25 protein-coding genes are annotated in these 24,188 nt (G+C 66.5%); 12 read left to right on the top strand and 13 right to left on the bottom strand.

What is annotated here, in order from left to right:
- Positions 1–226: 226 nt before the first annotated feature.
- Together Q7I88_RS00550 and Q7I88_RS00545 are read left to right on the top strand one after the other, a co-directional pair.
- Complete coding sequence (locus Q7I88_RS00550) at positions 227–616, top strand: DUF6152 family protein (protein WP_305097098.1); 390 nt, start codon at positions 227–229, stop codon at positions 614–616.
- Positions 616–1,377 carry a hypothetical protein gene (locus Q7I88_RS00545; protein WP_305097097.1) on the top strand — a complete coding sequence of 254 codons (762 nt, stop codon included), beginning with the start codon at positions 616–618 and terminating at the stop codon, positions 1,375–1,377. Before Q7I88_RS00550 ends, Q7I88_RS00545 begins: the two co-directional genes overlap by 1 nt.
- Before the next feature lie 21 nt (positions 1,378–1,398).
- Here the strand turns inward: Q7I88_RS00545 and Q7I88_RS00540 are convergent, their stop codons facing one another.
- The 6 genes from Q7I88_RS00540 to mutM form a co-directional block, all read right to left on the bottom strand.
- Complete coding sequence (locus tag Q7I88_RS00540; protein ID WP_305097096.1) at positions 1,399–1,737, bottom strand: hypothetical protein; 339 nt, start codon at positions 1,735–1,737, stop codon at positions 1,399–1,401.
- Between the two features lie 111 nt (positions 1,738–1,848).
- Entirely contained in the window at positions 1,849–1,998 is a 150-nt protein-coding gene (locus Q7I88_RS00535; protein ID WP_305097095.1) for a hypothetical protein, read from the bottom strand.
- A 141-nt stretch (positions 1,999–2,139) separates the two neighbouring features.
- Positions 2,140–2,907, bottom strand: a complete 768-nt coding sequence (locus tag Q7I88_RS00530) for a HesA/MoeB/ThiF family protein (protein WP_305097094.1) — start codon at positions 2,905–2,907, stop codon at positions 2,140–2,142.
- Positions 2,908–2,995: 88 nt separating this feature from the next.
- On the bottom strand, positions 2,996–4,405 hold the full coding sequence (dnaA, locus tag Q7I88_RS00525) for a chromosomal replication initiator protein DnaA (protein WP_305097093.1): 1,410 nt from the start codon (positions 4,403–4,405) through the stop codon (positions 2,996–2,998).
- A gap of 491 nt (positions 4,406–4,896) precedes the next feature.
- A complete protein-coding gene (gene rpsT, locus Q7I88_RS00520; protein WP_159793186.1) occupies positions 4,897–5,157 on the bottom strand; it encodes a 30S ribosomal protein S20 in 261 nt (86 codons plus the stop codon).
- Positions 5,158–5,365: 208 nt separating this feature from the next.
- A complete protein-coding gene (mutM, locus tag Q7I88_RS00515) occupies positions 5,366–6,181 on the bottom strand; it encodes a bifunctional DNA-formamidopyrimidine glycosylase/DNA-(apurinic or apyrimidinic site) lyase (protein WP_305097092.1) in 816 nt (271 codons plus the stop codon).
- A 75-nt stretch (positions 6,182–6,256) separates the two neighbouring features.
- Between mutM and Q7I88_RS00510 the strand changes: the two genes are divergently transcribed.
- From Q7I88_RS00510 to Q7I88_RS00490, 5 genes are all read left to right on the top strand, one after another.
- Complete coding sequence (locus Q7I88_RS00510; RefSeq protein WP_305097091.1) at positions 6,257–7,201, top strand: DMT family transporter; 945 nt, start codon at positions 6,257–6,259, stop codon at positions 7,199–7,201.
- Complete coding sequence (locus tag Q7I88_RS00505; protein WP_305097090.1) at positions 7,198–7,929, top strand: class I SAM-dependent methyltransferase; 732 nt, start codon at positions 7,198–7,200, stop codon at positions 7,927–7,929. The genes Q7I88_RS00510 and Q7I88_RS00505 overlap by 4 nt, the downstream gene beginning before the upstream one ends.
- A gap of 1 nt (position 7,930) precedes the next feature.
- The gene (gene ubiB / locus Q7I88_RS00500; protein WP_305097089.1) at positions 7,931–9,487 is read left to right on the top strand and encodes a 2-polyprenylphenol 6-hydroxylase; all 1,557 of its coding nucleotides are present in this window, start codon (positions 7,931–7,933) and stop codon (positions 9,485–9,487) included.
- Positions 9,488–9,602: 115 nt separating this feature from the next.
- Positions 9,603–9,950, top strand: a complete 348-nt coding sequence (locus tag Q7I88_RS00495) for a hypothetical protein (protein WP_305097088.1) — start codon at positions 9,603–9,605, stop codon at positions 9,948–9,950.
- Positions 9,947–11,086 (top strand): hypothetical protein, encoded by a 1,140-nt coding sequence (locus tag Q7I88_RS00490; protein WP_305097087.1) that lies wholly within the window; start codon positions 9,947–9,949, stop codon positions 11,084–11,086. Before Q7I88_RS00495 ends, Q7I88_RS00490 begins: the two co-directional genes overlap by 4 nt.
- Here Q7I88_RS00490 and Q7I88_RS00485 read toward each other — a convergent pair.
- The gene (locus Q7I88_RS00485; protein ID WP_305097086.1) at positions 11,028–11,426 is read right to left on the bottom strand and encodes a hypothetical protein; all 399 of its coding nucleotides are present in this window, start codon (positions 11,424–11,426) and stop codon (positions 11,028–11,030) included. The two genes, Q7I88_RS00490 and Q7I88_RS00485, sit on opposite strands and share 59 nt — an antisense overlap.
- A 153-nt stretch (positions 11,427–11,579) precedes the next feature.
- On the opposite strand from Q7I88_RS00485, the gene Q7I88_RS00480 reads away from it, so the two are divergent.
- Together Q7I88_RS00480 and dut are read left to right on the top strand one after the other, a co-directional pair.
- Entirely contained in the window at positions 11,580–13,220 is a 1,641-nt protein-coding gene (locus tag Q7I88_RS00480; protein ID WP_305097085.1) for a bifunctional phosphopantothenoylcysteine decarboxylase/phosphopantothenate synthase, read from the top strand.
- A complete protein-coding gene (dut, locus tag Q7I88_RS00475; RefSeq protein ID WP_305097084.1) occupies positions 13,213–13,713 on the top strand; it encodes a dUTP diphosphatase in 501 nt (166 codons plus the stop codon). The genes Q7I88_RS00480 and dut overlap by 8 nt, the downstream gene beginning before the upstream one ends.
- Before the next feature lie 10 nt (positions 13,714–13,723).
- Here the strand turns inward: dut and Q7I88_RS00470 are convergent, their stop codons facing one another.
- The 6 genes from Q7I88_RS00470 to secB form a co-directional block, all read right to left on the bottom strand.
- Complete coding sequence (locus Q7I88_RS00470) at positions 13,724–14,662, bottom strand: alpha/beta hydrolase (RefSeq protein WP_305097083.1); 939 nt, start codon at positions 14,660–14,662, stop codon at positions 13,724–13,726.
- Positions 14,663–14,727: 65 nt separating this feature from the next.
- On the bottom strand, positions 14,728–17,073 hold the full coding sequence (locus Q7I88_RS00465; protein ID WP_305097082.1) for a putative bifunctional diguanylate cyclase/phosphodiesterase: 2,346 nt from the start codon (positions 17,071–17,073) through the stop codon (positions 14,728–14,730).
- Positions 17,074–17,232: 159 nt separating this feature from the next.
- Entirely contained in the window at positions 17,233–17,937 is a 705-nt protein-coding gene (locus tag Q7I88_RS00460; protein ID WP_305097081.1) for a DUF4136 domain-containing protein, read from the bottom strand.
- 151 nt (positions 17,938–18,088) lie between these two features.
- A complete protein-coding gene (trpS, locus tag Q7I88_RS00455; protein ID WP_305098633.1) occupies positions 18,089–19,144 on the bottom strand; it encodes a tryptophan--tRNA ligase in 1,056 nt (351 codons plus the stop codon).
- 219 nt (positions 19,145–19,363) lie between these two features.
- Positions 19,364–20,980: a murein biosynthesis integral membrane protein MurJ gene (murJ, locus tag Q7I88_RS00450; RefSeq protein ID WP_305097080.1), complete on the bottom strand. Its 1,617-nt coding sequence runs from the start codon at positions 20,978–20,980 to the stop codon at positions 19,364–19,366.
- 27 nt (positions 20,981–21,007) lie between these two features.
- Positions 21,008–21,538 carry a protein-export chaperone SecB gene (gene secB, locus Q7I88_RS00445; protein WP_305097079.1) on the bottom strand — a complete coding sequence of 177 codons (531 nt, stop codon included), beginning with the start codon at positions 21,536–21,538 and terminating at the stop codon, positions 21,008–21,010.
- 192 nt (positions 21,539–21,730) lie between these two features.
- Between secB and Q7I88_RS00440 the strand changes: the two genes are divergently transcribed.
- Genes Q7I88_RS00440 through Q7I88_RS00430 form a run of 3 tightly spaced genes read left to right on the top strand, consistent with a single transcriptional unit; the run spans position 21,731 to position 24,185 of the window.
- Positions 21,731–22,387 (top strand): Tim44/TimA family putative adaptor protein, encoded by a 657-nt coding sequence (locus Q7I88_RS00440; protein WP_305097078.1) that lies wholly within the window; start codon positions 21,731–21,733, stop codon positions 22,385–22,387.
- Positions 22,388–22,407: 20 nt separating this feature from the next.
- Complete coding sequence (mltA, locus tag Q7I88_RS00435; RefSeq protein WP_305097077.1) at positions 22,408–23,622, top strand: murein transglycosylase A; 1,215 nt, start codon at positions 22,408–22,410, stop codon at positions 23,620–23,622.
- Positions 23,619–24,185 carry a Smr/MutS family protein gene (locus tag Q7I88_RS00430; protein ID WP_305097076.1) on the top strand — a complete coding sequence of 189 codons (567 nt, stop codon included), beginning with the start codon at positions 23,619–23,621 and terminating at the stop codon, positions 24,183–24,185. Before mltA ends, Q7I88_RS00430 begins: the two co-directional genes overlap by 4 nt.
- Positions 24,186–24,188: the final 3 nt, after the last annotated feature.

The following is a 24,188-nucleotide window of genomic DNA, read 5'->3' as shown; positions in this document are numbered from 1 at the left end:
TCCTCCGTCGGTGCCCTAGGCATTCAGCCCGATGCTGTCGAGGCTGAACGCCTGTTCGCGGCAGGCGCTAGCCCTGCTCGGGGCGCACCTGACGGCTTCCCCGCCTGCGGCGGGCGACGACCTCGTGGCGGCAGCTCAGAGCTTTTCAGTTCGGAGTGCGTTCATCGAGCTTGATTAGTCCCACAATGTGGTAATATTGCCGAAATCAAATTCGGGAGAGGTTTGGGTGAAACGACTTTTGGTTGGGCTTGCGGCGCTGGTCCTGTCGGGTGCGGCAGCGGCGCACCATTCCTTCGCGGTGTTTTTCGACCCGGACAAGAATGTGACGGTGACCGGAGTTGTCACCGCCTTCCGGTTCACCAATCCGCACGGGACGATAGCGCTCGACGTCAAGAAGCCGGACGGCAGCGTCGAGCACTGGCGCGCGGAGACCAACGCGCCGGTGATCCTCGTCCGGCGCGGTTGGACGCGCAATATCATCAAGCCGGGCGATACGATCACCATCACCGGTTGGCCTTCGCGCGACGGCACGCCCTATATGCGGTTGCAGGGCGTGAAGGACGCCGCCGGCAAGTCGATCGGCACGGCGCCGTTCGGCCGGCAGGACCAGAGCTGATGCGGTTCGCTTTCGCGTTTGCCGTCGCTGCCGTCATTGCTGCCCCTGCCGCCTCCGAGGAGGCGAAGCATCCCGACCTCTCGGGCTACTGGAGCGCGCCGTTTCGCGGCTATCCGATGCCTGAGGACCTCAAGGCCAAGTTGCCGGCGGATGCGGTCGTGCTGGACGATACGGGTGCGGCCGAGTTCCCGCGCGGCGTCTACGGGGGGCTCAAGCTGACCCAAAAGGCGCTGGACGTTGCCAGGGACTGGCAGCCGACCGACGAGATGACCATCGCCCGCGTCTGCCAGCCGCAGTCGATCATGTACACGGTGCAAGGTCCGTTTCCATTCCAGATCATCGAGGCGCCCGGGCTGCTGGTGTTCAAGTACGAATATTACGACCAGTACCGGCTGATCTACACCGATGGACGGGGGCATCTGCCGGAGGATGCGCCGCATACCAAGATGGGCGATTCGATCGGTCACTGGGAGGGCGACGAGCTGGTGATCGACACCACCCATCTTGCGCCGTCGACGATCACCAACAACGGTCTCAATCACTCCGATCAGGCACACATGGTCGAGCGCTACCGCCTGTCCGCCGACGGCAAGGCGCTCGAGGCGAGCCAGTGGTTCGAGGATCCCGAGATGCTGGAGAACACCGGCGCCCGCTTCATTCGCTGGGAGCGCGGCCACGACTACATCTATCCGTACGAATGCGATCCGACCTTCGCGCTCGAATACCAAGGGGCGAACGCACCGGCGCCGGTCGGCGAATAGGCTTCGGCCCGGGCGGCCGGCTCAGCGGCGCTTCTTGGCCGTTCCGGCGCTGAAATCGGGGTCTTTTTTCGCGACCCAGTCGACGAATTTGCGCACGGCCGGATTATCCAGCAGGCTCTGCACGTCCATGCCGTGGCGCTGCAGCTCCGCATTGGTGAAGTTGGCGATCAGCGCCTGCTGGCAGATCGGGTGCATCGGCACGACGTCGTGCCCGCCGCGGCTCTTGGGCACGGGATGATGCCAGACGATGGTCTCGCCAAGCTGACGGCCGCAAAGCCAGCACGGCGCCGCGACCGGCGGCTCTTCGGCCTCGGCGCGCGAGTCCTCGAAGCCAACGTGTTTCGGATGCTTTCGCGCCATGCGTCCCCCTCAATTGCCCGAGCCTGAGAGCGCGCGTTAGAGCGGGAGAGCCGGTATGGCCATACGCGCGGCGCCTGGCTCTGCTTGCGGGCGCATCACGGGCGCGTGCGGTCAGTAACCGAGCTCGATGGCAACATAGGCAAGCGCGATTGCGACCAGGAAGAGTGTGAGGACGAGTGCCTTCCCCAATTTCTTCATGGTCCGCTGTTTTCGGGCGTAGCGCAGACGCCCTTCATGACTCATCGGAATACGCTTGGACACGACCCATTATCCCTATTTCGGTCCGGGCTCCCTAGCGTGCATTTGAAGCATATTGCCAGCCTCGAATGCACGGATTCCACGGAGTTCTCAAAGTGGCTGTCGCCCGGCCCTGAGCGTGCGATTTCCACACGGACTGAGCCCTCAACCGCTACAGCCGCGACACTCGCAGTCCTTGGCGATGCGCATCGTTCGCATGCCTGGCGTGAGGCCATCGAGAATGTGCAGGCGGCTCCACAGCGGCTCTCCCATCCCCCCGCCGGCACCGAGCAGCACTCGAATCGCCTGAAGCGCGGCGAACGTGCCGGTCCACCCAGCCATCGCCCCGAGCATGCCGTCCTCGGCACAGGTGTCGCAGTCCTCGGCATCGAAGGCATCGCCTACGAAACAGCGGTAGCACGCCTCGTCGGGCAGATGGCCGGCAAAGGCGCCGACCTGACCCTGGAAACGTCCTACGGCGGCCGAGAGCAGCGGGACGCCCGCCGCCACGCACGCGTCGGACACCGCGAGCCGGGTGGCGAAGTTGTCGCAGCCGTCGAGCACGAGGTCGGCCCCGGCAATCAGCGGGCCGGCAGTGGCGGAATCGATGCGGATCGCGGCCGCCTGCACCGCGATCTGCGGGTCGAAGCGATCGAGCCAGGCCTCTGCACGCTCGGCCTTGAGATGCCCGATGTCGGCTTCGGCGAACAGCGTTTGGCGCTGGAGGTTGCTGGCGTCGATCCGGTCGTCGTCGATCAGCGTGAGCCGGCCGATTCCCGCCCCGGCAAGATACTGAAGGGCGGGGCTGCCGATCCCCCCGATCCCTACCAGCACCGCGTGCGAAGCGGCCAGTGCAGCCTGGCCGGCGCCGCCGACCTCGGGCAGCACGATGTGCCGTGCAAAGCGATCGAGACGGTCGGGAGACAGGGCCATGGATAGTCTGTTGGCACCATGTGGAATTGCTGTCGACAGGGCTGTGTCAGCCCTGCCGAACAGAGGTTCGCCGGCAGTGGAGCGAGAGCTAGCTCTCCAGCTGCCGGAGCAGGCTGCGCACGTCGCCGTCCATGTCGGCGTCGCGCTTCCTCAGGTCCTCGATGAGCCGCACCGCGTGGATCACCGTCGAGTGATCGCGCCCGCCGAACTTGCGCCCGATCTCGGGGTAGCTGCGCGGGGTCAGCACCTTGGAGAGGTACATCGCCACCTGTCGCGGGCGGACGACGGCGCGGGCCCGGCGCTTGCTCGACATTTCCGAACGGTCGACGCGGTAGAACTGGCACACGGTGCGCTGAATCTCGTCGATGGTGATGCGCCGGCGATTGGCCGAGAGGATGTCGGTGAGCTGCTCTTCGGCGAGCTGGAGCGAGACTTCCTGCCCGGTCAGCTGGGCATAGGCGATCAGCTTGTTGAGGCCGCCGACCAGTTCGCGCACGTTGCGGTTGATGGTCCGGGCCAGGAATTCGATCACGTCGGCCGGGACCGACAGCGGCGCGAACCGCGCGAGCTTGGATTCGAGGATCGAGCGGCGCAGTTCGATGTCCGCCGGCTGGATGTCGGCGACGAGGCCCATCGACAGCCGCGAAAGCAGCCGCGGTTCGACTCCGTCGAGCGCCTGCGGCGCGCGGTCGGCGGCGAACACCAGCCGCTTGCCTTCGGCGAGCAGCGCGTCGATCGTGTAGAGCAGCTCTTCCTGCGCAGCGGCCTTGCCGATGATGAACTGGATGTCGTCGACCAGCAGCAGGTCGAAGGCGCGCAGCCGGGCCTTGAACTCCATCATTTCGTTGGAGCGCAGCGCCTGGACGAACTCGATCATGAAGCGCTCGGCGCTGCAATAGAAGATCCGCGCCCGCGGGTGCGCCTGCAGGTAGCTGTGGCCAATGGCGTGCATCAAGTGGGTCTTGCCCTGGCCGGTCGCAGCCTTGAGGTAGAGCGGCGAAAATTGCGGCTGCTCGACCTTCGCCATGCGCTCGGCGGCATTGAACGCCAGAACGTTGGTTGTGCCGGTGACGAAGGCGGCGAAGGTCAGCGAGGGGTCGAGGCCGACCGAGCTGGTGAACCCGTGCTCGCCGATCGAGGCCATGGCCATGCCAGGCAAGGCGTCGTTGGCCGCGCGGCGGCCGAAGCCGTCGTTGCCGCGCAGGTCGATGTCGGCGAGCTTGCGGCGGCCCGGGTGGACCTGAATCTTGACGTGGCGCACTTCGCTGCGGGCGATTTTCCAAGCCAGCGAGAGCCGGTCGTGAAAACGGTCCTGAACCCAATTGGCCGAAAACTCGGTCGGCAGGAACAGGTTCAGCGTGCCGGAGTCCTTGCAGAACGTGCCGAGCTGGATCGGCTTGATCCACTGGCTGTGCAGCTGGTGACCAAGATCCTTGCGCAAGCCCTGAGAAATATCCGCCCAGTCGGCGGCCAGGTCCAACGCTTCCTGGTCTTCCATCTTACCCTCGATTTCGTTTTGACCTGACGCCCCGATACGACCCGCCTGCGCGCTTCTTCGAATCATCGAACCCACCCCATTGCGAAGAGCATTGCATTTCCCCCACCGCCATTTGTCGCGCCGGCATGGCTCCGCCATCCGCCAGAGTCGTCCCAATGGGCCGGCGCGCACGCTTCATCGTCTCGATGTAAAGGCCGTGACAGAAGAGTCGTGCGACCTGAGTTGCTGTCTTAAAAACGACTTCGTCTGATCGGCAAGTCTCGCGGGGGAAAAAAACAAAATTAATCCATCTTGACAGTCCGCTACCCCGCAGCCTCGCGTTGAAAGCATGAAATATCAAAGGGTTGCAAGCTAAGCCCGCGCGAATCGCGGGATTTCCTACATTTAGATGACACCGCGCTGGATGCGCTTCGCAGACGCAAAAAAAGGCCGGTGCTTTCGCACCAGCCTCGTTCCGATTTCGTTCCTGCGGAAAACCCCGCAGGAGCGAATCACATGCCTGCGACTCGCTTGCTGAGTCGGCTCATTTTGCGCGAGGCCGTGTTCTTGTGGAGAACGCCGCGAGCGACGCCGCGCGCCAGTTCGGGCTGCGCATCCTTGAGCGCTGCCGCAGCGGCGGTCTTGTCCCCACCGGCGATCGCGGTCTCGACCTTCTTCACGAAGGAGCGGATGCGGCTGATGCGCGCACCGTTGATTTCGGCGCGGCGGTCGTTGCGGCGAATGCGCTTCTTGGCTTGCGGCGTGTTGGCCATGTCTATCCTTGTCTCGGGCCGCCCGGTGCGGCCGGAATAATTCTTGTCTTGCAGGTTTGTCGGACGGCGGATTCCCGCCGGAAAGCGGCGCCCTTAGCGTCGCCTTGGCGAATCGTCAAGAATTTCGCGGCTGAATCCGGCGACCGACCGGCGCTCGCCGCCGTTTCCCTCGCCCCTCTACGTTTTCGTTCCCGATAAGCAATTCATCTCAGCGCTGGCAGCGAGGACAGAACCAGGTCGACCGCCCGCCCTGCGCGACGCGCCGTATCGCGCCGCCGTCATCGCGCCGGCACGCCTCCCCCTCGCGGTCGTAGACATCGAATAGCTTCGAGAAGTAGCCGAGCTGGCCGTCGGGCCGGGCATAATCGCGCAAGGTCGAGCCCCCGGCCGCTATCGCCTCTTCGAGCACCTCGCGGATCGCCGTGACGAGGCGCTCGAGCGCAGCGAGCGAGACGCGCCCGGCGGCTCTGCGCGGGTCGATGCCAGCGCGCCAGAGCGCTTCGCAGACGTAGATATTGCCCAGTCCGGCGACCACGCGCTGATCGAGCAGCATGAGCTTGATCGCCGCCTTGCGTCCGGCCAGCGCGGACTTGAGGCGAAGCGCCTGAAGGTCCGGGCCGAGCGGCTCGGGGCCCATCGCCGCAAAGGCCGGCCAGGCATCCAAGGCCTCGGTTGCGACAAGGTCGACGAAACCGAAGCGGCGCGGATCGCAAAGCGCGAAGCGGTGCGCGGCGGTGGCAAGAACGAGGTGGTCGTGCTTATCGGGCGTGGCGGGATCGATGCGCCAACGCCCGCTCATGCCGAGGTGGAACACCATCGTGCTGTCGCGGTCGGTATGGACGAGGCCGTACTTGGCGCGGCGCGCGAGACCCGTCACACGCGCGCCGCTCAGCGCCTGGACGAAGCCCTGCGGGAAGGGAAACCGCATGTCGGCGCGATTGAGAATGACGGCCTCGAGCCGCTCGCCCTCGAGAAAGCGGGCGAGCCCGCGCACCGTGGTTTCGACTTCGGGGAGTTCGGGCATGGTGCGGGGGGCGTTAGCCGGGCGGAGCGATTCTGTCATCGCCAAGCGCGGCCTGCGCAGCTAGGGGCACGCGCCATGCAAGACGCCAGCCGCCAATACCGCGCCCTTGCCCTGCTTGGCGTCGTCATGGTGCTGTGGGCAGGCAACTCGATCATCGGGCGCGCGGTACGCTTGGAGGTGCCGCCGCTGACCTTGGCCTGGGTTCGCTGGACGGGCGCCTCGCTGCTGCTCTTGCCGTTCGCCTGGGGACCGCTGCGGCGCGACTGGCCGGCCATCAAGAGGCACTGGGTGCCGGTCCTCCTGCTCGGCCTGCTCGGGATCGCGACATTCAACTCCTTGCTCTACACAGGCCTGCGCTACACCACCGCGACCAATGCCTTGCTGTTGCAAGCGGCCATTCCGGCGGCGGTCGTCTTGCTCGATCGGCTCTTCTTCGGCACGCGCAGCCCCTTGGTGCAGAATTTGGGCGTCGCCGCATCGATTGTCGGTGTCGCGGCGATCGTGTTCGAGGGCGATCCGGCTCGGGCGCTCGAGTTGCATTTCGGCGCCGGCGACCTGCTCGTCCTTGCCAGCGTGGCCGTCTGGGCGCTCTACACGGTGCTCTTGCGTCTGCGCCCGGCCGTCGCGCCGATCAGCTTCGTCGCCGCGACCTTCCTGGTGGGCGCCGTCGTGCTCGCGCCCTTCGCCGCCAACGAATGGCTCTCGGGCCAACGCATCGTCTGGGGCCCGGGCGTGCTCGGCGCCTTCGCCTACGTCTGCGTGCTGCCCTCGATCGCGGCCTACTTCATGTTCAACCACGCGACCCAGGTGGTCGGTGCGGCGCGCGCGGGACTGGCCATTACCCTGATGCCGATCTTCGGGGCCTTCCTGTCGGCCGCCTTGCTCGGGGAGAAGCTTCACACCTATCATTTCGCCGGCATGGCGATGATCCTCGCAGGAATTGCGCTCTCGGCCCTGGCCATGCGCGGGCAAGCGGGCGCTGGCGCGGACGCCGCGCCGCGGCTAGGGGAGGGCGCATGAGCGAAACGGTTTCCTTCGGCTACGAAGACGTCGATCCGCAGGAGAAAACCCGCCGGGTCGGCGCGGTGTTCTCGGGCGTTGCTGCCAAATACGACGTGATGAACGACGCCATGTCGGGCGGGATGCACCGGCTGTGGAAGGACACGTTCGTGCGCCGGGTGAAGCCGCAGCCGGGCGAGGCGATCCTCGACATGGCCGGAGGCACCGGCGACATTGCCTTCCGCATGGCCGCCCGGGGGGCCGAGGTCACCGTTGCCGACATCAACCAGGAAATGCTCGACGTCGGCGTCGAGCGGGCGATGGAGCGCGGCATCGACGGGCTGGTGTGGTCGAACCAGAACGCCGAACAGCTGACTTATGGGCCCCGCATGTTCGATGCCTACACCATCGCCTTCGGCATCAGGAACGTGACCCATATCGACAAGGCGCTGGCCGAGGCGCACCGCGTGCTCAAGTACGGCGGGCGCTTCTTCTGCCTCGAGTTCTCGACCACCGAGTGGCCCGGCTTCAAAGAGGCCTACGACGTCTATTCGCACAAGCTGGTGCCGCAGCTCGGCAAAGCCATCGCCGGCGATGCCGAGAGCTACCGCTATCTGATCGAATCGATCCGCCGATTCCCGCCGATGTCCGAATTCGAGGCGATGATCGTCCGCGCCGGTTTCGCCTGCACCAGGGTCGAACCGATCATGGGCGGGCTGGTGGCAATCCATTCGGGATGGAAGACATAGCGTGACCCGGCCGGCCAGACACATCTGGCGGCTCCTCAAGTGGGGCCGAACGCTGGCGCGGCATGGCGCGCTCCGGGGGATCGAGCGCGATCCGAATACCCCGCCGCAGGTCAAGCGGCTTGCCCGCATAGCCCGGTTCGGAACTTTGCAGCCGGGCGCGCCCGACTACGCCGCGGCCTTCCAGGACATTGGCCCCGCGGCGATCAAGCTCGGCCAGTCGCTCGCCACTCGTCCCGACCTCGTGGGCGAAGAGGCGGCGCACAACCTGCTCTCGCTGCAGGACAGCCTGCCGCCGGTTCCCTATGCCGCCATCGAGGCGGAGATCGCCCGCAGCTTCGAGGCTCCGGTCGACTCCGTGTTTTCGTACATCGACCCCGAGCCGGTCGGCTCGGCCTCGATCGCCCAGGTGCACCGTGCGGTCACCACCGAGGGCGTCGACGTCGCGGTGAAGGTGCTTCGGCCCGGCATTCGCGAGCGGCTGGCCAGGGACATCGCCACCTACGAATGGGCCGCAGCGCACCTCGAGGCGCTCGGCGGAGAGGCCCGGCGGCTGCGCCCGGCGCTCACCATCGCCAACTTCAAGCGCTGGACCAATCGCGAGCTCGACTTGCGGCGCGAGGCGGCGTCGGCGTCCGAACTGGCCGAAAGCATGCGCGGGTTCGACGGCTACTGCATACCCTCGATCGATTGGGACCGGACCAATGGCCGGGTCATGACCATCGAATGGATCGACGGGATCAAGATCTCCGACGTCGAGGCGCTCAAGGCCGCCGGCCACGACCTCCCCGCGCTGGCCAGGCGGCTGGTGCTGGCCTTCCTGACGCAGGCGATCAGTGGCGGCTTCTTCCACGCCGACATGCATCAGGGGAACCTGTTCGTGAGGCCCGACGGGACGATCGTCGCGATCGATTTCGGCATCATGGGGCGGATCGACCGGCGCGCGCGGCAGTGGCTGGCGGAAATCCTCTACGGCCTCACCACGGGCAATTACCGGCGCGTCGCCGAGATTCATTTCGAGGCGCAGTATGTGCCGAGCTATCACTCGGTCGACGAATTCGCCACGGCCCTTCGCGCCGTCGGCGAGCCGATGCGCGGCAAGCCGGTCAGCGAGCTCAGCGTCGGGCAGATGCTCGACGGCCTGTTTGCGATTACCCGCGATTTCGACATGCAGACCCAGCCCCACCTGTTGCTGCTGCAGAAGACCATGGTGATGGTCGAGGGCATTGCCACCCAGCTGCATCCGCAGATCAACATGTGGGACGTCAGCTCGCCTTTCGTGAAAAGCTGGATCCGCGACGAGCTCGGACCCGAGGCCGCGCTCGCCGATCGGATTCGGACCGACTTCGAAACGCTGCTGCGCCTGCCCGATCTCGTGCGCCGGATCGAGGAACACTACCCGGCCAAGGGCGGAGCGCCCGAACAGCCACCGCTGCCGCAAATCGAACTCGTATGGGAACGACGTCCGGGAATAGGCGCCCGCTGGCCCGGCTACCTCGCCGCGGCACTCGGCGGCGGGGCGCTGGTGTGGATCGCCAGCTTCGCGGGCTGGCTCGGCTAGCATGGGGCCGGGGGGCGCGGCGCCGTGGGACCGCTTCGCGCATTGGCCCCGCGGCGCTGCCACGGCTGTCCGTGTTGCTGGCCTTCGCCGGCCACATTGCCTGCATGCCGCACAGGTGAACGCGCTGCTTCGGCCGGCCGACCGCCCGTCCGAGGGCTGGCTCGCCCTGCGCGGAATGCGCGGCCTGACCGGCAACATCGTGGCGACCAGCCCGCTGCAGTTCCTCCCGGCGCTCCTCGCCGCGCCGCTGGCGCTGCTGCCGCTGGTCGGCTGGACGGGGTGGAAAAGCCCGCTCGGCACCTTCTGCGCCCTGCTCTGCACAGGCTATGGACTGCTCTTCATGATCGCCGGGCGTGACAACAACTTCTACTGGGCCCTGGTTGTGGCCCCCGTGTGGTTCGCAGGGCTCGCGTTCCTGCCGCTCACGCTCGGCTCGCTGTGGCGGCGAGCAGTTCAGCGATGAGCAGGTTGCCCGACATCGTCGCCTGGTGGGACGCGCTCGGCCGTCCGCTGCGCCGCCTGCCGCGCTGGGCGGCCGCTGTCCTGCTCGGCCTGACCGTCGTTGCCGGCGTGTGGAGCGTCTCGACCGAAGAGAGCTACGGCCGCAAGGCGCAGGTCGAAAACAAGCGCAAGCTGGCACACGGCTCGCGGCGCGACTTCGATCTCTACCTCGCGATCGACAGGCGCGTCTCGGCCGGCGAGAACTATTACGCCGCCGCGCTCGACGAACAGCGGCACTCCAAATTCCCCACCAAGCCGTTCGTGACAGTGCGTCCGCCCACGCTTGCCATGAGTTCGATTGTTCTCGGTCTCGAGGGGCTGCGCGTGCTTTCGGTTCTGCTATGGGCGATTACTGCGATCGGGTTCTATTTCGGTCTTCGCGGCCGGGTCATGTTCGCCGAACGGATCGGGGCGCTGCTTGCCGCTCTGGCGCTGGGCGCGGTGGCGCTCATTTCCAAGGTCGGGCTGAGCCAGGAAATCATGGCCGGCCTGTTCGTCTCGGCCGCGCTGGCGACCTATCGCCCGGAGCGCTGGTGGCCGTCGCTTCTGCTCGCCTGTTGCGGCCTGGCGATCAGGGAACTTGCCTTACCCTATTTCCTGCTCTGGGCCGTGCTCGCCGCCGGCCAGGCGCGCTGGCGCGAGTTCCAGGCCGTGGTCGTGGCAATCACGCTGTTCTTGGTCGGGATGTATTTCCACGCTCAAGCCGTAATCGCGCACCAGCTCCCCGGCGATATCGTGTCGAGCGGGTGGACTGCGCACCAGGGTCTCGAGCTGCCGCTCCACGGTCTGGTCCTTGTCAGCTTGCTCAATGCCCTGCCGACATGGCTGGGGGCTCCGCTCGCCTTCCTCCCGCTGCTCGGCTGGGCCGGACTGGGCGGCCGCATCGGGTTGTTCGCCAGCACGTGGTTTCTTGGTTTCATCGTCATGGTTGCGCTGTTTGCGCGGATCGAGAACTTCTATTGGTTGGCGCTGCTTTTTCCGGCCTATGGCGCCGGCCTCGCGCTGGCGCCGCGGGCCTTGGCCGACCTCGTCGCCGCGCTCAGATCGTCTCGTGGCCGACAGCCCGATGCGGCAACATCTGGCTCGCCAGGACGCTGACGACCACCACGCTCGCTTCGACCAGCATCGGCTGCCAGAATCCCGGATAGACGCCGTCGGCGAAGACGCTGACCAGACGCCCGGTGAAGGCGATGCCGAACAGCGCGGCGGGGACCAGCAGCAGTTCGCCGTTGCGCTGCCATGCCCCGAACGCCAGCGACAGCCCGCCGACGACGAAGAATGCCGTCATGTCGGCGCGCATTACCGCCAGGCTCTGGGTTCCGCTCGGCAGCAGGCCGAGGCTCGCGCCGGAGCTTTCCGGAGTGAGGAAAAAGCCGATGCCGATCAGGGTGAAGACGATGCCGCCGATCATGGCGAGGGCGGTAAGGACGAAGCGCATGGGATTTCCCCGTTTTCTGTGGCCGGAGACATTGCCTGAAACGATCGCGCTAGGCAAAAGTTAACCACCCTGAGGCAAGGCTGGCCTCGTTTGGGGCGCGCCGTTAGGGTGCGCCCGACTTTTGAGGCCGTACGGAGGGACTCCTAGGCGAGCATGGCTGGGCCACGCATCCTTCTTGTCGTGGGCGGGGGAATAGCCGCCTACAAGAGCTGCGAGCTCGTCCGCCTGATCAAGAAGGGCGGCGGCGATGTCACCTGCGTGCTGACCGACGGGGGGGCGCAGTTCGTCACCCCGATGAGCCTCGCCGCGCTGTCGGGCAATCAGGTCCACTCGAGTCTCTGGGACCTCAAGGACGAGGCCGAGATCGGCCATATCCAGCTTTCGCGTGCAGCCGATCTCGTCGTGGTATGCCCGGCGACCGCCGACTTGCTCGCCAAGATGGCCGCCGGCATCGCCGACGACCTCGGCACCACACTGATTCTCGCCACCGACAAGCCGGTGCTGGCCGTGCCGGGGATGAACGTGAAGATGTGGCAGCACGAGGCGACCCGCCGCAACGTCGGTCTGCTGCGCGAGGCGGGCGTGACCGTGCTCGATCCCGACGACGGCGAAATGGCCTGCGGCGAATACGGTCCCGGCCGCCTGCCCGAACCCGAGTCGGTGTGGCTCGAGATCGCCGCGATGCTGAATCTCGATCCGGGCGACGCCGGCCCGCAGGAAATTGCCGACTACCTCGAGGCGCTGGAGCCGGAGGAAGAGGGCGAGGACGAGCCCGAAGAAGTTCACAAACGCGGCGGCCTCGGCGGGTTGCTCGCCTCGATCATCCCCCGCTCGACACCGCGCAAGGCCCCCGAGGAAGACGTCGCCTTCGAGGACTTCGTCTACGACGATCTTCCCGTCGAGGAGCCGGTCGACGCCACGCCCGACCTCGACCATCCGCTGTTCGCCAAGAAGGGCGCGGCAAAGAGCGCCCCGCCGACCGACCGGGAGGCGATCAACCACCATGTCAACGCCAACCAGGTCGCACCCGAGCCGATCGAAGGTGGCCCGGTCTTACCTGCGTCGCCGCATGCCGCGGCCGCGCTCGATGAGGACCCACTCGACGGGCAGCCCGACTTCGCCATCGATCCCGAGCATCGCCCGCTCTACGGCAAGCACGTGCTCGTTACCGCGGGACCGACCTGGGAGAAGCTCGATCCGGTCCGCTACATCGCCAACCGGTCGAGCGGGAAGCAGGGCTTCGCCATCGCCGCTGCAGCCGCGGCGCTCGGCGCGCGCGTCACGCTGGTCGCCGGGCCGGTGCACTTGGCGACGCCTCCTGGCGTCGACCGCATCGACGTCGAAAGCGCCGAGGAAATGGCCAACGCGGCCAAGAACTGTCTTCCGGTCGATGCCGCGGTGTTGGTCGCCGCGGTCTCGGACTGGCGCACGCGCGAATATTCGGCGCACAAGATCAAGAAGCGCGGCGATGCGCCTCCGGCGCTGCTGCTGCAGGAAAACCCCGACATCCTCGTCAACCTCGCGGCCGACAAGAAGCGCCCCAAGCTGCTGGTCGGTTTCGCCGCCGAGACCGACGACGTGATCGCCAACGCCAGGAAGAAGCGCAAGAACAAGGGCGCGGACTGGATCGTCGCCAACGACGTGTCCGGCCCGGTGGGCAAGAGCGTGATGGGCGGTGACGACAACAGGGTTACGATCGTCACCGAGAGGGGTGAGGAGGCGTGGGAGCCGATGAGCAAGAAGGACGTGGCGCTCAAGCTGGCCGAGAAGATTGCCGCAGCGCTCGATGCCTGAGGTCGCGGTCAAGATCAAACGCCTGCCGCACGGCGTCGGGCTGGCATTGCCGGCTTACGCGACGAGCGGCGCTGCCGGAATGGACGTGCTTGCGGCCGAGGACGTGATCATCCAGCCGGGCGCGCGCCACGCGGTCGCGACCGGTCTCGCCGTGGCGATCCCGCCCGGACACGAAATCCAGGTCCGTCCGCGCTCCGGCCTCGCGCTCAAGCACGGCATCGCCGTCCCCAACACGCCGGGCACGATCGATTCGGATTATCGCGGCGAGCTCAAGGTGATCCTGATCAACCACGGCAGCGAAGCCTTTGCTATTGCCCGCGGCGACCGCGTCGCCCAGCTCGTGCTCGCCCCCGTTACGCGCGGGGTGTGGCAGGAGGTCGACGAGCTGGACGAGACCGCGCGCGGCGCGGGCGGTTTCGGCTCGACCGGCGGGCACGCAAAACTCGGCGAGGGCTATGGCCGCGCCGGTACCGGGGCCGGCAAGCCGCGGTGAGTTCCGCCCCTTAGAGCACCCCGTTCAACTTCAGCCAGGCGACCAGCGCCGTGGACAGAGTCTTGTCCGCGGTGCCCAGCGACAAGCCTTCGGTGAAATGGTTGTGGTCGGGCAGGTCGACGAAACCGGGGCAACGCTCGGGCTGTTCGCACAGCCAGTCGCGGGCGTTGAGACCGAACGAACGCATCGGCTCGATGTCGTACTGGGCGATGCCCATGAACAGCGGCACATGACTCATGCGCAGTCGCTCGACCTGCGGCACTGCGGTCTGCAGCGCGGCATCGGTACCGTAATAAAGATGCGGCTGCCCCGGATCGGCCTCGGCCGCATAGAACGGCGAAAGCAGAACCGCACCCTTTACGCCCGCAAGCTCCGATCCGTGCAGTTCGTTGTGCGCAACGTAGTCGGCGACGTGGTTTGCTCCGGCGGAATGGCCGAACAGGACAATGCGGTCTGGATCGCCGCCATATTCCGCGGCGTGCGCGCGGACCCAGGCGATGGCTGATTTCAGGTCCTCGGCGCCTGCCGGCCATGGGTTCTCCGGCGCGAGGCGATAATCGATGCTGACCCCGATCATCCCCTGGTGCACCGCCCAGCCGGGAATGTTGTCAGGGTAGGGCATGCCCTCGCGCCGCCCGCCACGAAAGCCGCCGCCGTGGACGAATAGCAGGACGGGGCGCTCGGCATCGCTCTCAGCCGCGCCATCGGGCAAGTACACGTCGAGCTTCTGCGCAGGGTCCTCGCCATAGGCGATCGCCCGAGTGATCGTCATGTTGTCCCAATATGAAGAGTCGAACCGGCCCTCCCACGGGCTGTAGCCTTTCGCCGGGTCCATCATGGCACCAATCTCGCGCGTCTTGGCGGCGATGTCCGGCGGCACTTGGGGCAGCGCGGAAGTGGGTAGAGCGACTGCGGCGAAGGCGCCGACAATGCGAGCAGTTTTCCTCATCATCTGGCGACCATGCCCCTCAGCCGCCGCGTTGGGCAACGAAAAACTCCGCGCGTGATGCGCGGCTATGCGGCGCGGCGCGCGTGCTCGGCCATGGACTCGGTCAACTCGTTCGCCGGCACGGCCTGCGAAAACCGGAACCCCTGCAGGACGTTGCACCCCGCGCTGCGCAGGAAGTCTTCCTGGTCCGCCGTTTCCACTCCTTCGGCCGTTACCTGCAGGCCCATCGCGTGTCCCAGCGTCACGACTGCCGTGATGATGGCATTCGCGTCCATCGTTTGGCCAAGGCTATGGACGAAGCTCTTGTCGATCTTGATCCGGTCGACTTCGAACTCGCGCAGGTAACTGAGCGACGAATACCCAGTGCCAAAATCGTCGAGAGCGATGCGGAAGCCCATTTGACGCAGGCGGCGCAGTGCCCCGCGGACGACTTCGTTCTGGTCGAGCACGACGCCTTCGGTCACTTCGAACTCGATCTGGTGCGGGCTGACTTTGGCGCGGGCAACGATGTCACACACGCGATCGGCAAAGCCCTCGTCGCAAAATTGGATGGGCGAAAGATTGATGGCGATGGTCAGGTTCGGCCAATCGCGCGCCACCTTGCAGGATTCCTCGATGACCCAGTCGCCGAGCGCGGAGATGAGGCCGGTCTCCTCCGCCACCGGGATAAAGAGCTGCGGCGATATCGCGCCGTGCTCTTCGTGCTGCCAGCGCAGCAGCGCCTCGAGACCGGTAATCTTGCCTTGCCGGGAATCGACCAGCGGCTGGTAGTGGACGCTCAGGCTGCTTCCCGAAGCGATGGCCGCACGCAAATCCTCTTCGAGCATCGCGCGAAGCTGCACTGTCTCGTCCATCGACGGCGTGAAATAGCGGTAGCAATCGCGCCCGTCGTCTTTCGCGCGATAGAGGGCGATATCGGCTTTTCGCATGAGGTCGGTGCGATCGGTGCCGCATTCGGGTGCGACCGCGACGCCCATGCTCACCCCGATATGGGCCTGATTGCCGAGCACGTCGTACGGGCGATGCAGGTCCAGCAGGATCCGTTCCAGCACGCAGTCCATGCCTTCTGCAAGATCGTCTCCTTCGAGCAGGATGGCGAACTCGTCGCCGCCCAGCCTGGCGACGGCATCCTTGCCCTTGAGGACGCGAGAGAGCCGATCGCCCACCTCGCGTATCAGTTCGTCGCCGGCGAGGTGACCGAACCGATCGTTGACGTTCTTGAAGCGGTCGAGGTCGAGCAGGACGATCGCCATCTTCTCGCCATGCCTGGCCCGCAACAGCGCCCGGTCGCAGTTGTCGTTGAACAAAGCCCTGTTGGGCAGGCCTGTCAGGACGTCGTGATAGGCAAGGTGATGCGCCTGCGCCTCTTTTGCCTGCAGTTCGATATGGGCCTGCCGCAGCTTGACGAGGTGTTGGTCGTCCTGGCGCATCATCTTGCGCAGCTTGAGCGACATCAGGAGCACCAGTAGCGCAACGATGGCGAACATCGCCACCGCCGGAAGCAGCAGCAGTTTCATGGCCATGCTGCCCACGAGCATCGGCTTCCAGACGATGGTGGTGAGAGGCGCGCCGTCGCTGTCGAGGATTGGAGCCGATGTTTCGTCGGCGCCGAGACGGGGGTGCATTGCCAGTCGCGGCTCGGCGAGCATGCCTTGCCGCCCGAGCGCGGTAAGGAATTTGTCGTCGAGATAGCGCAGGCTGACCAAGACAGGGGCCGGCTGGTTGGCGGCGGCTCGGGAGCCGTCGAGCCATTTCATCTGCATGGCGCTCACAAAAGCCACGCGCTCGCCGAGGCGCACCATGTCTGTCGCATGGATCACATTGGGCGTGGTGCGCACGGTGGGGTTCACCGTAACCGGCTGGTCCCACATTCCGGGTTGCGGGGGCAAGACGAGCGGTTCGGGGGGTGATCCAGGCAAGCGTTCGTTGAGGTTGCTGCGGCCGCTGGGGCGCTTGATTTCACCGCGCGCCAGCGCGACGAACCTGCCGACCGCCGGCGCGACGCTTTCATATGTGGCGGGCGGTTGGGAACGGCCCGCGAGCGAGGCGTAAATGGGGTGATCGCTAGCGTCGAGAATGTAGGTTGCGTCGGCGTCGTGGAGCTCATGAAGGCGGGCGCCGATGTTCTTGTCGAGCCATGCCAAGTCCGGTTTCGCAGCGCGCGCTTCGCGCATGCACTGGTCGCACAGAGCGATGGATTCCTGCGCCACCGCCAGTTCGTCCATGCCGCTGGCGGTTGCGCGCCAGACTTCGGCCTGCTGCCCGAAGAGCGCCATCGTGTCGGTGTTCCGTCCGGTGATGTACACGCCGGCGGCACAAAGAGCCGCGGTGAGCAGAAGCACAACCGCCCCGGGGATGAGCACGCGCGCGCGAAATCTCTTCTCGAACGGGGTAACTGGAATTTGGGACACCGCGACTCTCCTGGAGACCACTGTGCCTCATGGAAAGTCAGCGACTTAAAGAGCCTGACGGCTTGCCTAAGTTGTTCTTCGTAGGGCGATTGCCGCGGGCAAAAAAAGGCGAGCCCGTTTCCGGACTCGCCTTCCTGGTGATCGAGGGCAGCGCTGCGTCTAGCGGCGCTGAACCGGCTGCTTTTCGGGGGCGATCGATATGCGCACCGTCTTACCCGAATCGCCGGGGAAATCGGTGAACATCGCTTCGACCAGATTGGGCACGAGGTACTGCAACCGGTTCGAGGTCGACAACGCCTGCGCCTTGCCTTCGAAGAGCCGCTCGCCCGTCGCGGCATTGTCGATCTTCATCTCGATGCCGCTGGTATAGACGGTGTAGCTGTCGATATCGGGGCCGCCGAACCACGGATCGTAGAAGCCATAGCCCCAGGACCGCGTCGGAATGTAGCTAACGTGCGCGTTGCCGCGGCGGTCGCGAAAGATCACCGGCTGATAGTCGTACCAGCCGCGATAGAACGGGTCGCGATAGCCGAAGCCGGTCGACTGGACGCGTTCGCGGCCGTTGTCGACGCCGTAGTCGAAGTGCACGAGCAGCGTGGCGTCCTGCGGCGAGGCGGCCTGGGTGTAGCCGAGCTCGCGCATGTGCTGCGCGACGTAGCCGGCGTACTGCGAGAACTCGAGCCCGCCGGCGAGCGCCGGATCGTCGGCGACGATGGCGAAGCTCTGCCCCTGCGGGGCCGGCAGCTGCGACTGGAAGCGAGAGACGTCGGCGTTGAACGGCGCGGCACACGCGGCGAGGGCGGCAAGGCCCAGCGTTGCGGCGGCGATCTTCAGCCCGCGAAAGGTTTGCGAAAAAAGCGACATGATCAAAAAATCTCCGAAATCAGGTACGCGGCTGCATCCCTCCCTCTCAGGGCGCGCTGCCGTCATCGTTGAACCGTGTTCTATAAATGACGGGCTGAACCGGAATTGAACATCCCGATTCGCAAGACTCTATAATTTCGGCGCTTTTCGCTTATCCCCGGATCAACCCGAGGGCTTGGTAGGCACGCGACAGCGTCGGTCCGGCGATTTCGCGGGCACGCGCCGCTCCGCGGGCGAGGATTGCGTCGAGCGATTCGCGGTCGGCCTTGAGTTCGTTGAAGCGCGCGGCCATCGGCGCCAGCGTCTCGACCAGCAACTCGCCGAGCGCCGGCTTGAAGGTGCCAAACCCTGCGCCGCCGAATTCGCCCAGCACGCCCTCGATGTCCTGCCCGGTGAAGGCCGCGTAGATCGCCACGAGGTTCTTCGCTTCGGGACGGCCTTCGAGACCCGCTGCTTCCGAGGGAAGCGGCTCGGGATCGGTCTTGGCCTTCTTGACCTTCTTCATCATCGTGTCGGCATCGTCCGACAGGTTGATGCGGCTCATGTCCGACGGGTCCGATTTGCTCATCTTGGCCGTGCCGTCGCGCAGGCTCATGATTCGTGCCGCCTCGGGCGGGATGTAGGGTTCGGGCAGCGTGAAGACCGGATCCTCGTCGGAGGCGAAGTCGTTGTTGAACTTCTGTGCGATGTCGCGGGCCAGCTCGAGGTGCTGCTTCTGGTCCTCGCCCACCGGAACGTGGGTCGCCTGGTAGAGCAGCACGTCTGCGGCCTGCAGCACCGGGTAGGTGAATAGCGCAATGCTGGCGCCTTCCCGGTTCTTGCCCGACTTGTCCTTGAACTGCGTCATGCGGCTCAGCCAGCCCATCCGCGCGGTGCCGCTGAGCAGCCATTGCAGCTCGGAATGAGCCGGGACCTGGGCCTGGTTGAACAGCACGGAGCGATCGGGATCGATTCCGCAGGCGACCAGCGCGGCGACCATCTCGAGCGTTGCGGCGCGCAGTTCGGCGGGAACGTGCGGCATGGAGATGGCGTGGAGGTCGGCGAGGAAGAACAGGCACTGATTTCCTTGCGCGCTACCGCCTGCGGCTGCTTGAGCGCGATTTGCATCCTCCATCTCGTCCTGCATGCGCACCCAATTGCGGATGGCGCCGAGATAATTGCCGAGGTGGAGATTGCCGGTGGGCTGGATGCCGGAGACGACGCGCATGGGAACAGCTTTCATGAAACGCGGGATACGGGTTTGGGGTCTGCCGATGCGATGCCGGCAGCGGGTATCAGGCCAGGCCTAGCCATCGCCCGAAGTGACGCCAATGGGCCGCCCGGCCGCGCACCGCAAAGCGGCGCGGCGCATTCTTTACGGGGGCGAGCTTCCGTTCCATCGAACGGCCCTTACCATAATCGCCTGCGAGGGAAACCCCGCCAGACCCTATTCGGCAAGGTCCACCGGCGCCTTCGCCGGGCGCCGGCGCTTGAGCTGCGCGATCAGATCCTTGTCCAGCGCGCCGAGCAGGTAGGCGGCGCCGAAGAAGCTCAGTCCGCCGGCGGCAACCAGCGCGCTGAGCGACCAGATCCGGTCCAGCGCGCTGCCCGACCAGTAAGGCGCGAGCACCGGGGTCAGCCAGAAGAGAAGTGCACCCATCAGCGCGGTGGCGGCGATCTGGCGGGCGATGCGTCCGGCGAGCTTCGCGGTGAAGTGGTACCAGCCGCGAATCTGCAGGATGGTGTAGAGCGTCGCCACGTTGAGCGTCGCGGTGAAGGCGGTAGCCCCGGCCAGCCCGACAATGCCGTAGCGCGGCACGACATAGAAATTGAGCGCGATGTTGATCGAGAGTGCCCCGGCGGCGACGAACACCGGCGTGCGCGTGTCCTCGCGGCTGAAGAAGGCCGGCTGGAACACCTTGATCAGCACATAGGCGGGAAGGCCGCAGACCAGGGCGACGACGATGTTGCCCATGATCGCGGTGTCCGCGGGGGTCATCCTGCCGCCCTGGAAGATGCCGGTCGTGAAGGCCTCCGCGCAGATCGCCAGCGCCACCGCGGCGGGCAGACACAGCAGCATGGCTATCTCGATTGCGTTCGACTGCAGGCGGTGCGCCTCGCGCTTGTCGCCAGTCTGGATGTGCCGCGCCAGCATCGGCAGGATCGCGGTGCCGAGCGCGATGCCGAAGATGCCGAGCGGCATCTGATTGAGCCGGTCGGCATACTTTAGCAGCGCAAGCGAACCTTGCGGCAGGCTGGTCGCGAAGAAGGTGTCGACCAGCTGGCTGACCTGGTAGATTCCGGCGCCGAACGTGGCCGGCAGGATCAGCATGCCCAGCCGCTTGACCTCCGGAGTGAACTTGGGCGCCGACACCTTGAGCCGCACGCCGGCCCGGCTGCTCGCCCACCACATGTACGCGAGCTGCACCGCACCGGAGAAGGTGAGCGAAAGCGCCAGGGCCCAGGCGACGATGCGGTCATCCCCGTCGGGTCCGCGCAGCGTCCAGCCGATGACGATGCCGACGATCATCACCAGGTTGAGGAAAACGGGCACGAAAGCGCCCGGCGCGAATCGAGAGCGGGCGTTGAGCACGCCCGACAGCATGGCCACGAGGCTGATCAGCCCGAGATAGGGGAAGGTCACCCGGCTGAGGATCACCGAGAGCTCGAACTTGCCCGGCACGTCGTGGTATTCGCGCGCCAGCAGCCAGACGATGCCGGGCATGAAGATCATGCACAGCGCCGAAAAGCCGAGCAGCACCCAGACGAACACCGACAGGACGTCGCTGGCGAAGTCATCCGCCTCCTGCTGGCGGCGCGCGACCTCTTCCTCGCCTTCGGCGCCGTGCAACCGGCGCGTATACATCGGCACGAAGGCGACACTAAAGGCGCCCTCGGCAAACAGCCGGCGAAAGGTGTTGGGCAGGGTGAAGGCGAGCTGCCAGGCATCGGCCGCGAGGCCCGCGCCCAGGGCCCGCGAAATCAGCATGTCGCGGGCGAAACCGAATATCCGGCTTAGCGCGGTCAGCCCGCCGATGGTTCCGACGTTGCGGACGAGGCTCATTGGCCTGTCCCTACGCTCGCAGGAGGCTCAGTTGGCCTCGCCCTCGGCCGCAGAGCCCTCGCCGCTGAAGCTCGCTTCGCCGCGCGCCTGCAGCTGCTGCAGGTAAAGCCCCTGGAAGTCGATCGGATCGAGCATCAAAGGGGCGAAACCGGCGTCGCGCACTGCATTGGCGATCACGGCGCGGGCGAATGGGAACAGGAAGCGCGGCGCTTCGGCGTAGGAGAACATGTGCTTCTGATCGTCGGGCATGTTGCGCATGCCGACGAGGCCGCAATAGGACAGCTCGACGATATAGGCGGTGCCCTGGTCGGTCTTGGCGGTGCACGATACCTTCAGCTCGACCTCGGTGACCTCGTCGTTCACCGGGGTCGCCCCGATGTTGAACTGCACGTCGAGCTCCGGCTGCGCGTTCCACTGAAAGCTCTCGGGCGCCTTGGGATTCTCGACCGAGAGATCCTTCACATACTGCGAAATGATGCCCGCCACGGGGGCGGTATCGGCCCCGTTGCCGCCAGCGCCGGGGTTGAGATCGGTCAGGACGTCGCCTTCGTCGGCCATGGGAACTGCTCTTTCGTTGGATGGTCTAGTAGATTGGCGGCGCGCCTAGCAGCCGCGTGGCCGCGCCGCAACGGTATGTGCCCGGCGGCGACGTTCGATGGTTGTTCATTTGTAATTCGTATCTATCTCGGGCATCATCAGGACATATCGCAATCCGGGCCTATTTTCCGGGAGAACAGGACGAACGAAACGGTGATTTACGAGATTGTCATCCTCGCAGCGATCGCGGCCTTCCTGGGCCTGCGACTCTACTCGGTGCTCGGCCGCCGGGCGGAGCATGAGGAAGAATCGATCCCGACCCGTTTCGAAGCGCCCGAACAGGCGGGAGCAACGCCTTCGCCGCCGCAGAACGGCGCACTGCAGCCTGCACCGCAGCGCGGCCTGGCCGGGTTTCCCCCGGCGATCGAACGCGGATTGTCCGCGATCGTCGCGGCCGATCGCTCGTTCGATCTTCTGCCATTCCTGGAAGGCGCCAAGGGCGCTTACGCCATGATTCTCGAGGCGTTCTGGCGCGGCGACAAGGACGAGCTGCGCGGGCTGTGCGACGAAGACGTCTATCAGGGCTTCGCCGCGGCCATCGACGAGCGTGAAAGCGAAGGGTTGACCCTCGACAACCGGCTCATCCGTATCGAGGACACGACGGTTCATTCGGCCCGCCTCGACGGTCAGATCGCCCGCATCGCCGTGCGCTTTGTCGCGGACATCGCCACCGTCACCCGCGACAAGGACGGCAACCCGGTCGCCGGCTCGCTCGACGACGCGGTCGAAAGCCGCGATGTCTGGACGTTCTCGCGCGACACCAGGTCCGCCGCGCCCGACTGGCTGCTCGACGAAACCGACCTCGGCTGACGCCGCACTGGGGGGCTTGAATGGGGGGCAAGCGCTGGCGGACCGGACAGTTCGCCGCTGCACTCGCCGTCATGGCTCTGCTCGGCAGCTGCACCGGCCTCGTTCCCCCGGGCACTTCGACTCCGCGGCCTTCGCCCACCCCGACACCCGCACCGCCCCCATCGGCGCTGCTCGCCGGCGTGAGGCACGGTCCTTCGATCGGCTCGCTCGACATCGCTCCCAACGACGCCGGGGCGGCGCTCGCCGGGTTCGTCGAATCGTGCCCGGCGCTGCTGCGCCGCGATGACGTCAGCGGGCTGACCCGGGCGCGCGACTGGGATGCGGCCTGCCGCGCAGCCGCGACCTGGCCTTACGGTGAGGCGAAAGCCTTCTTCGGCACTTGGTTCGAGACCGCCGTCGTCGGCGACGGCAGCAGCTTCGCCACCGGTTACTACGAACCCGAGATCGCCGGCCAGCGAACGCGCTCTCCGGCCTTCGACCTTCCGGTCTACGGCGTGCCGGACGATCTGGTGCGCGCCTGGCCCGCGGACACGCCGCCCGACGAGCGCGAGGGCCGCCCGCCGCTCGGCCGCTTCGATGCGGAGGGCAAGTTCGTCCCCTATTACGACCGCGCCCAGATCGAGGACGGGGCGCTGGTCGGGCGCGGGCTGGAAATCGCCTGGGCCGCCGATCCGGTCGAATTCTTCTTCCTGCAGGTGCAGGGATCGGGCCTGCTGCGCGGGCCCGACGGCAGCACGATGCGGATCGGCTATGCCGGGCAGAACGGGCGCGAATACGTCTCGATCGGCCGCGTCATGCGCGAGCGCGGTCTGCTTGGCGACGGACCCGGGCAATATGCCAGCACCATGCAGGGCATCATGCAGTACTTGCGCGAGCACCCGGAGGAGGGCCGCGCGCTGATGCGCGAGAACCCGTCTTGGGTCTTCTTCCGCGAGATCGTCGGCGACGGGCCGCTCGGCGCGCTCGGGGTGCCTGTCCGGCGGCAGAGCTCGGTCGCCGCCGACCCCAACTACGTGCCGCTCGGCGCGCCGGTCTGGCTGGATATGGACAACGCCGACGTCACCGGGCTGTGGATCGCGCAGGACACCGGCGGGGCAATCAAGGGCGCGAACCGCTTCGACACCTTCTGGGGCAATGGCGAGGATGCTCGCCGCATCGCCGGCGGCATGAGCGCGCACGGCCGGGCGCTGCTCCTGCTGCCCAAGGGGACTGTTTATCGGCTGACCGGCAGGTGAAGCCCCCGCGCGGACTGACAGCCGAGGAATCCGCCGCCTGGGCGCGCCTTGCCGCGACGGTGCGGCCGCTCGATCCTCCCCGGCACGAGGTGGGTGGTGGAGGGGCTTCGCCACCCGCTCCGGCGGCGCCTGCGGCGCCCGCGCCCCGTCCGCCCAAGGGCCGCATTCCGCCGCCGCGCCCGGTCCCCCTGGCAGCACCGGCGCCGCGCGATCCTTCACAGCCGCTCGATTCGACCTGGGACAGGAAACTGGCGCGCGGTACGCTCGCTCCCGATTTTACGCTCGATCTCCACGGCCATACGCTCGAGGGGGCGCACCGTCGGCTCGACGACGGGTTGCTGCAAGCCAAGGCGATGGGCGCGCGGGTCGTGCTGCTGATCACCGGCAAGCCGCGTCCGGTCGCCGCCGCCGACCGGGCCGAGCGCCGCGGCGCGATCCGCGCCAAGGTCCTCGACTGGCTCGCCGCCGGGCCGCACGGGTCCGATATCGCCGCCGTCCGCACGGCCCACCGCCGCCACGGGGGTGAGGGTGCGCTCTATCTCGTCCTGCGGAAGCGGCGCTGAAGG

The organism is Croceibacterium aestuarii (genome assembly GCF_030657335.1).
GTDB lineage: Bacteria > Pseudomonadota > Alphaproteobacteria > Sphingomonadales > Sphingomonadaceae > Croceibacterium_B > Croceibacterium_B aestuarii.
This window is presented reverse-complemented; position numbering and strand designations above follow the sequence as displayed.

Coding starts and splice junctions, on each gene's coding strand:
- Q7I88_RS00545 (WP_305097097.1), top strand. CDS start 616: ATGCGGTTCGCTTTCGCGTTTGCCGTCGCTGCCGTCATTGCTGCCCCT.
- Q7I88_RS00540 (WP_305097096.1), bottom strand. CDS start 1,737: ATGGCGCGAAAGCATCCGAAACACGTTGGCTTCGAGGACTCGCGCGCC.
- Q7I88_RS00530 (WP_305097094.1), bottom strand. CDS start 2,907: ATGGCCCTGTCTCCCGACCGTCTCGATCGCTTTGCACGGCACATCGTG.
- dnaA (WP_305097093.1), bottom strand. CDS start 4,405: ATGGAAGACCAGGAAGCGTTGGACCTGGCCGCCGACTGGGCGGATATT.
- rpsT (WP_159793186.1), bottom strand. CDS start 5,157: ATGGCCAACACGCCGCAAGCCAAGAAGCGCATTCGCCGCAACGACCGC.
- mutM (WP_305097092.1), bottom strand. CDS start 6,181: ATGCCCGAACTCCCCGAAGTCGAAACCACGGTGCGCGGGCTCGCCCGC.
- Q7I88_RS00510 (WP_305097091.1), top strand. CDS start 6,257: ATGCAAGACGCCAGCCGCCAATACCGCGCCCTTGCCCTGCTTGGCGTC.
- Q7I88_RS00505 (WP_305097090.1), top strand. CDS start 7,198: ATGAGCGAAACGGTTTCCTTCGGCTACGAAGACGTCGATCCGCAGGAG.
- Q7I88_RS00490 (WP_305097087.1), top strand. CDS start 9,947: ATGAGCAGGTTGCCCGACATCGTCGCCTGGTGGGACGCGCTCGGCCGT.
- Q7I88_RS00485 (WP_305097086.1), bottom strand. CDS start 11,426: ATGCGCTTCGTCCTTACCGCCCTCGCCATGATCGGCGGCATCGTCTTC.
- Q7I88_RS00480 (WP_305097085.1), top strand. CDS start 11,580: ATGGCTGGGCCACGCATCCTTCTTGTCGTGGGCGGGGGAATAGCCGCC.
- dut (WP_305097084.1), top strand. CDS start 13,213: ATGCCTGAGGTCGCGGTCAAGATCAAACGCCTGCCGCACGGCGTCGGG.
- Q7I88_RS00470 (WP_305097083.1), bottom strand. CDS start 14,662: ATGAGGAAAACTGCTCGCATTGTCGGCGCCTTCGCCGCAGTCGCTCTA.
- Q7I88_RS00460 (WP_305097081.1), bottom strand. CDS start 17,937: ATGTCGCTTTTTTCGCAAACCTTTCGCGGGCTGAAGATCGCCGCCGCA.
- trpS (WP_305098633.1), bottom strand. CDS start 19,144: ATGCGCGTCGTCTCCGGCATCCAGCCCACCGGCAATCTCCACCTCGGC.
- murJ (WP_305097080.1), bottom strand. CDS start 20,980: ATGAGCCTCGTCCGCAACGTCGGAACCATCGGCGGGCTGACCGCGCTA.
- secB (WP_305097079.1), bottom strand. CDS start 21,538: ATGGCCGACGAAGGCGACGTCCTGACCGATCTCAACCCCGGCGCTGGC.
- mltA (WP_305097077.1), top strand. CDS start 22,408: ATGGGGGGCAAGCGCTGGCGGACCGGACAGTTCGCCGCTGCACTCGCC.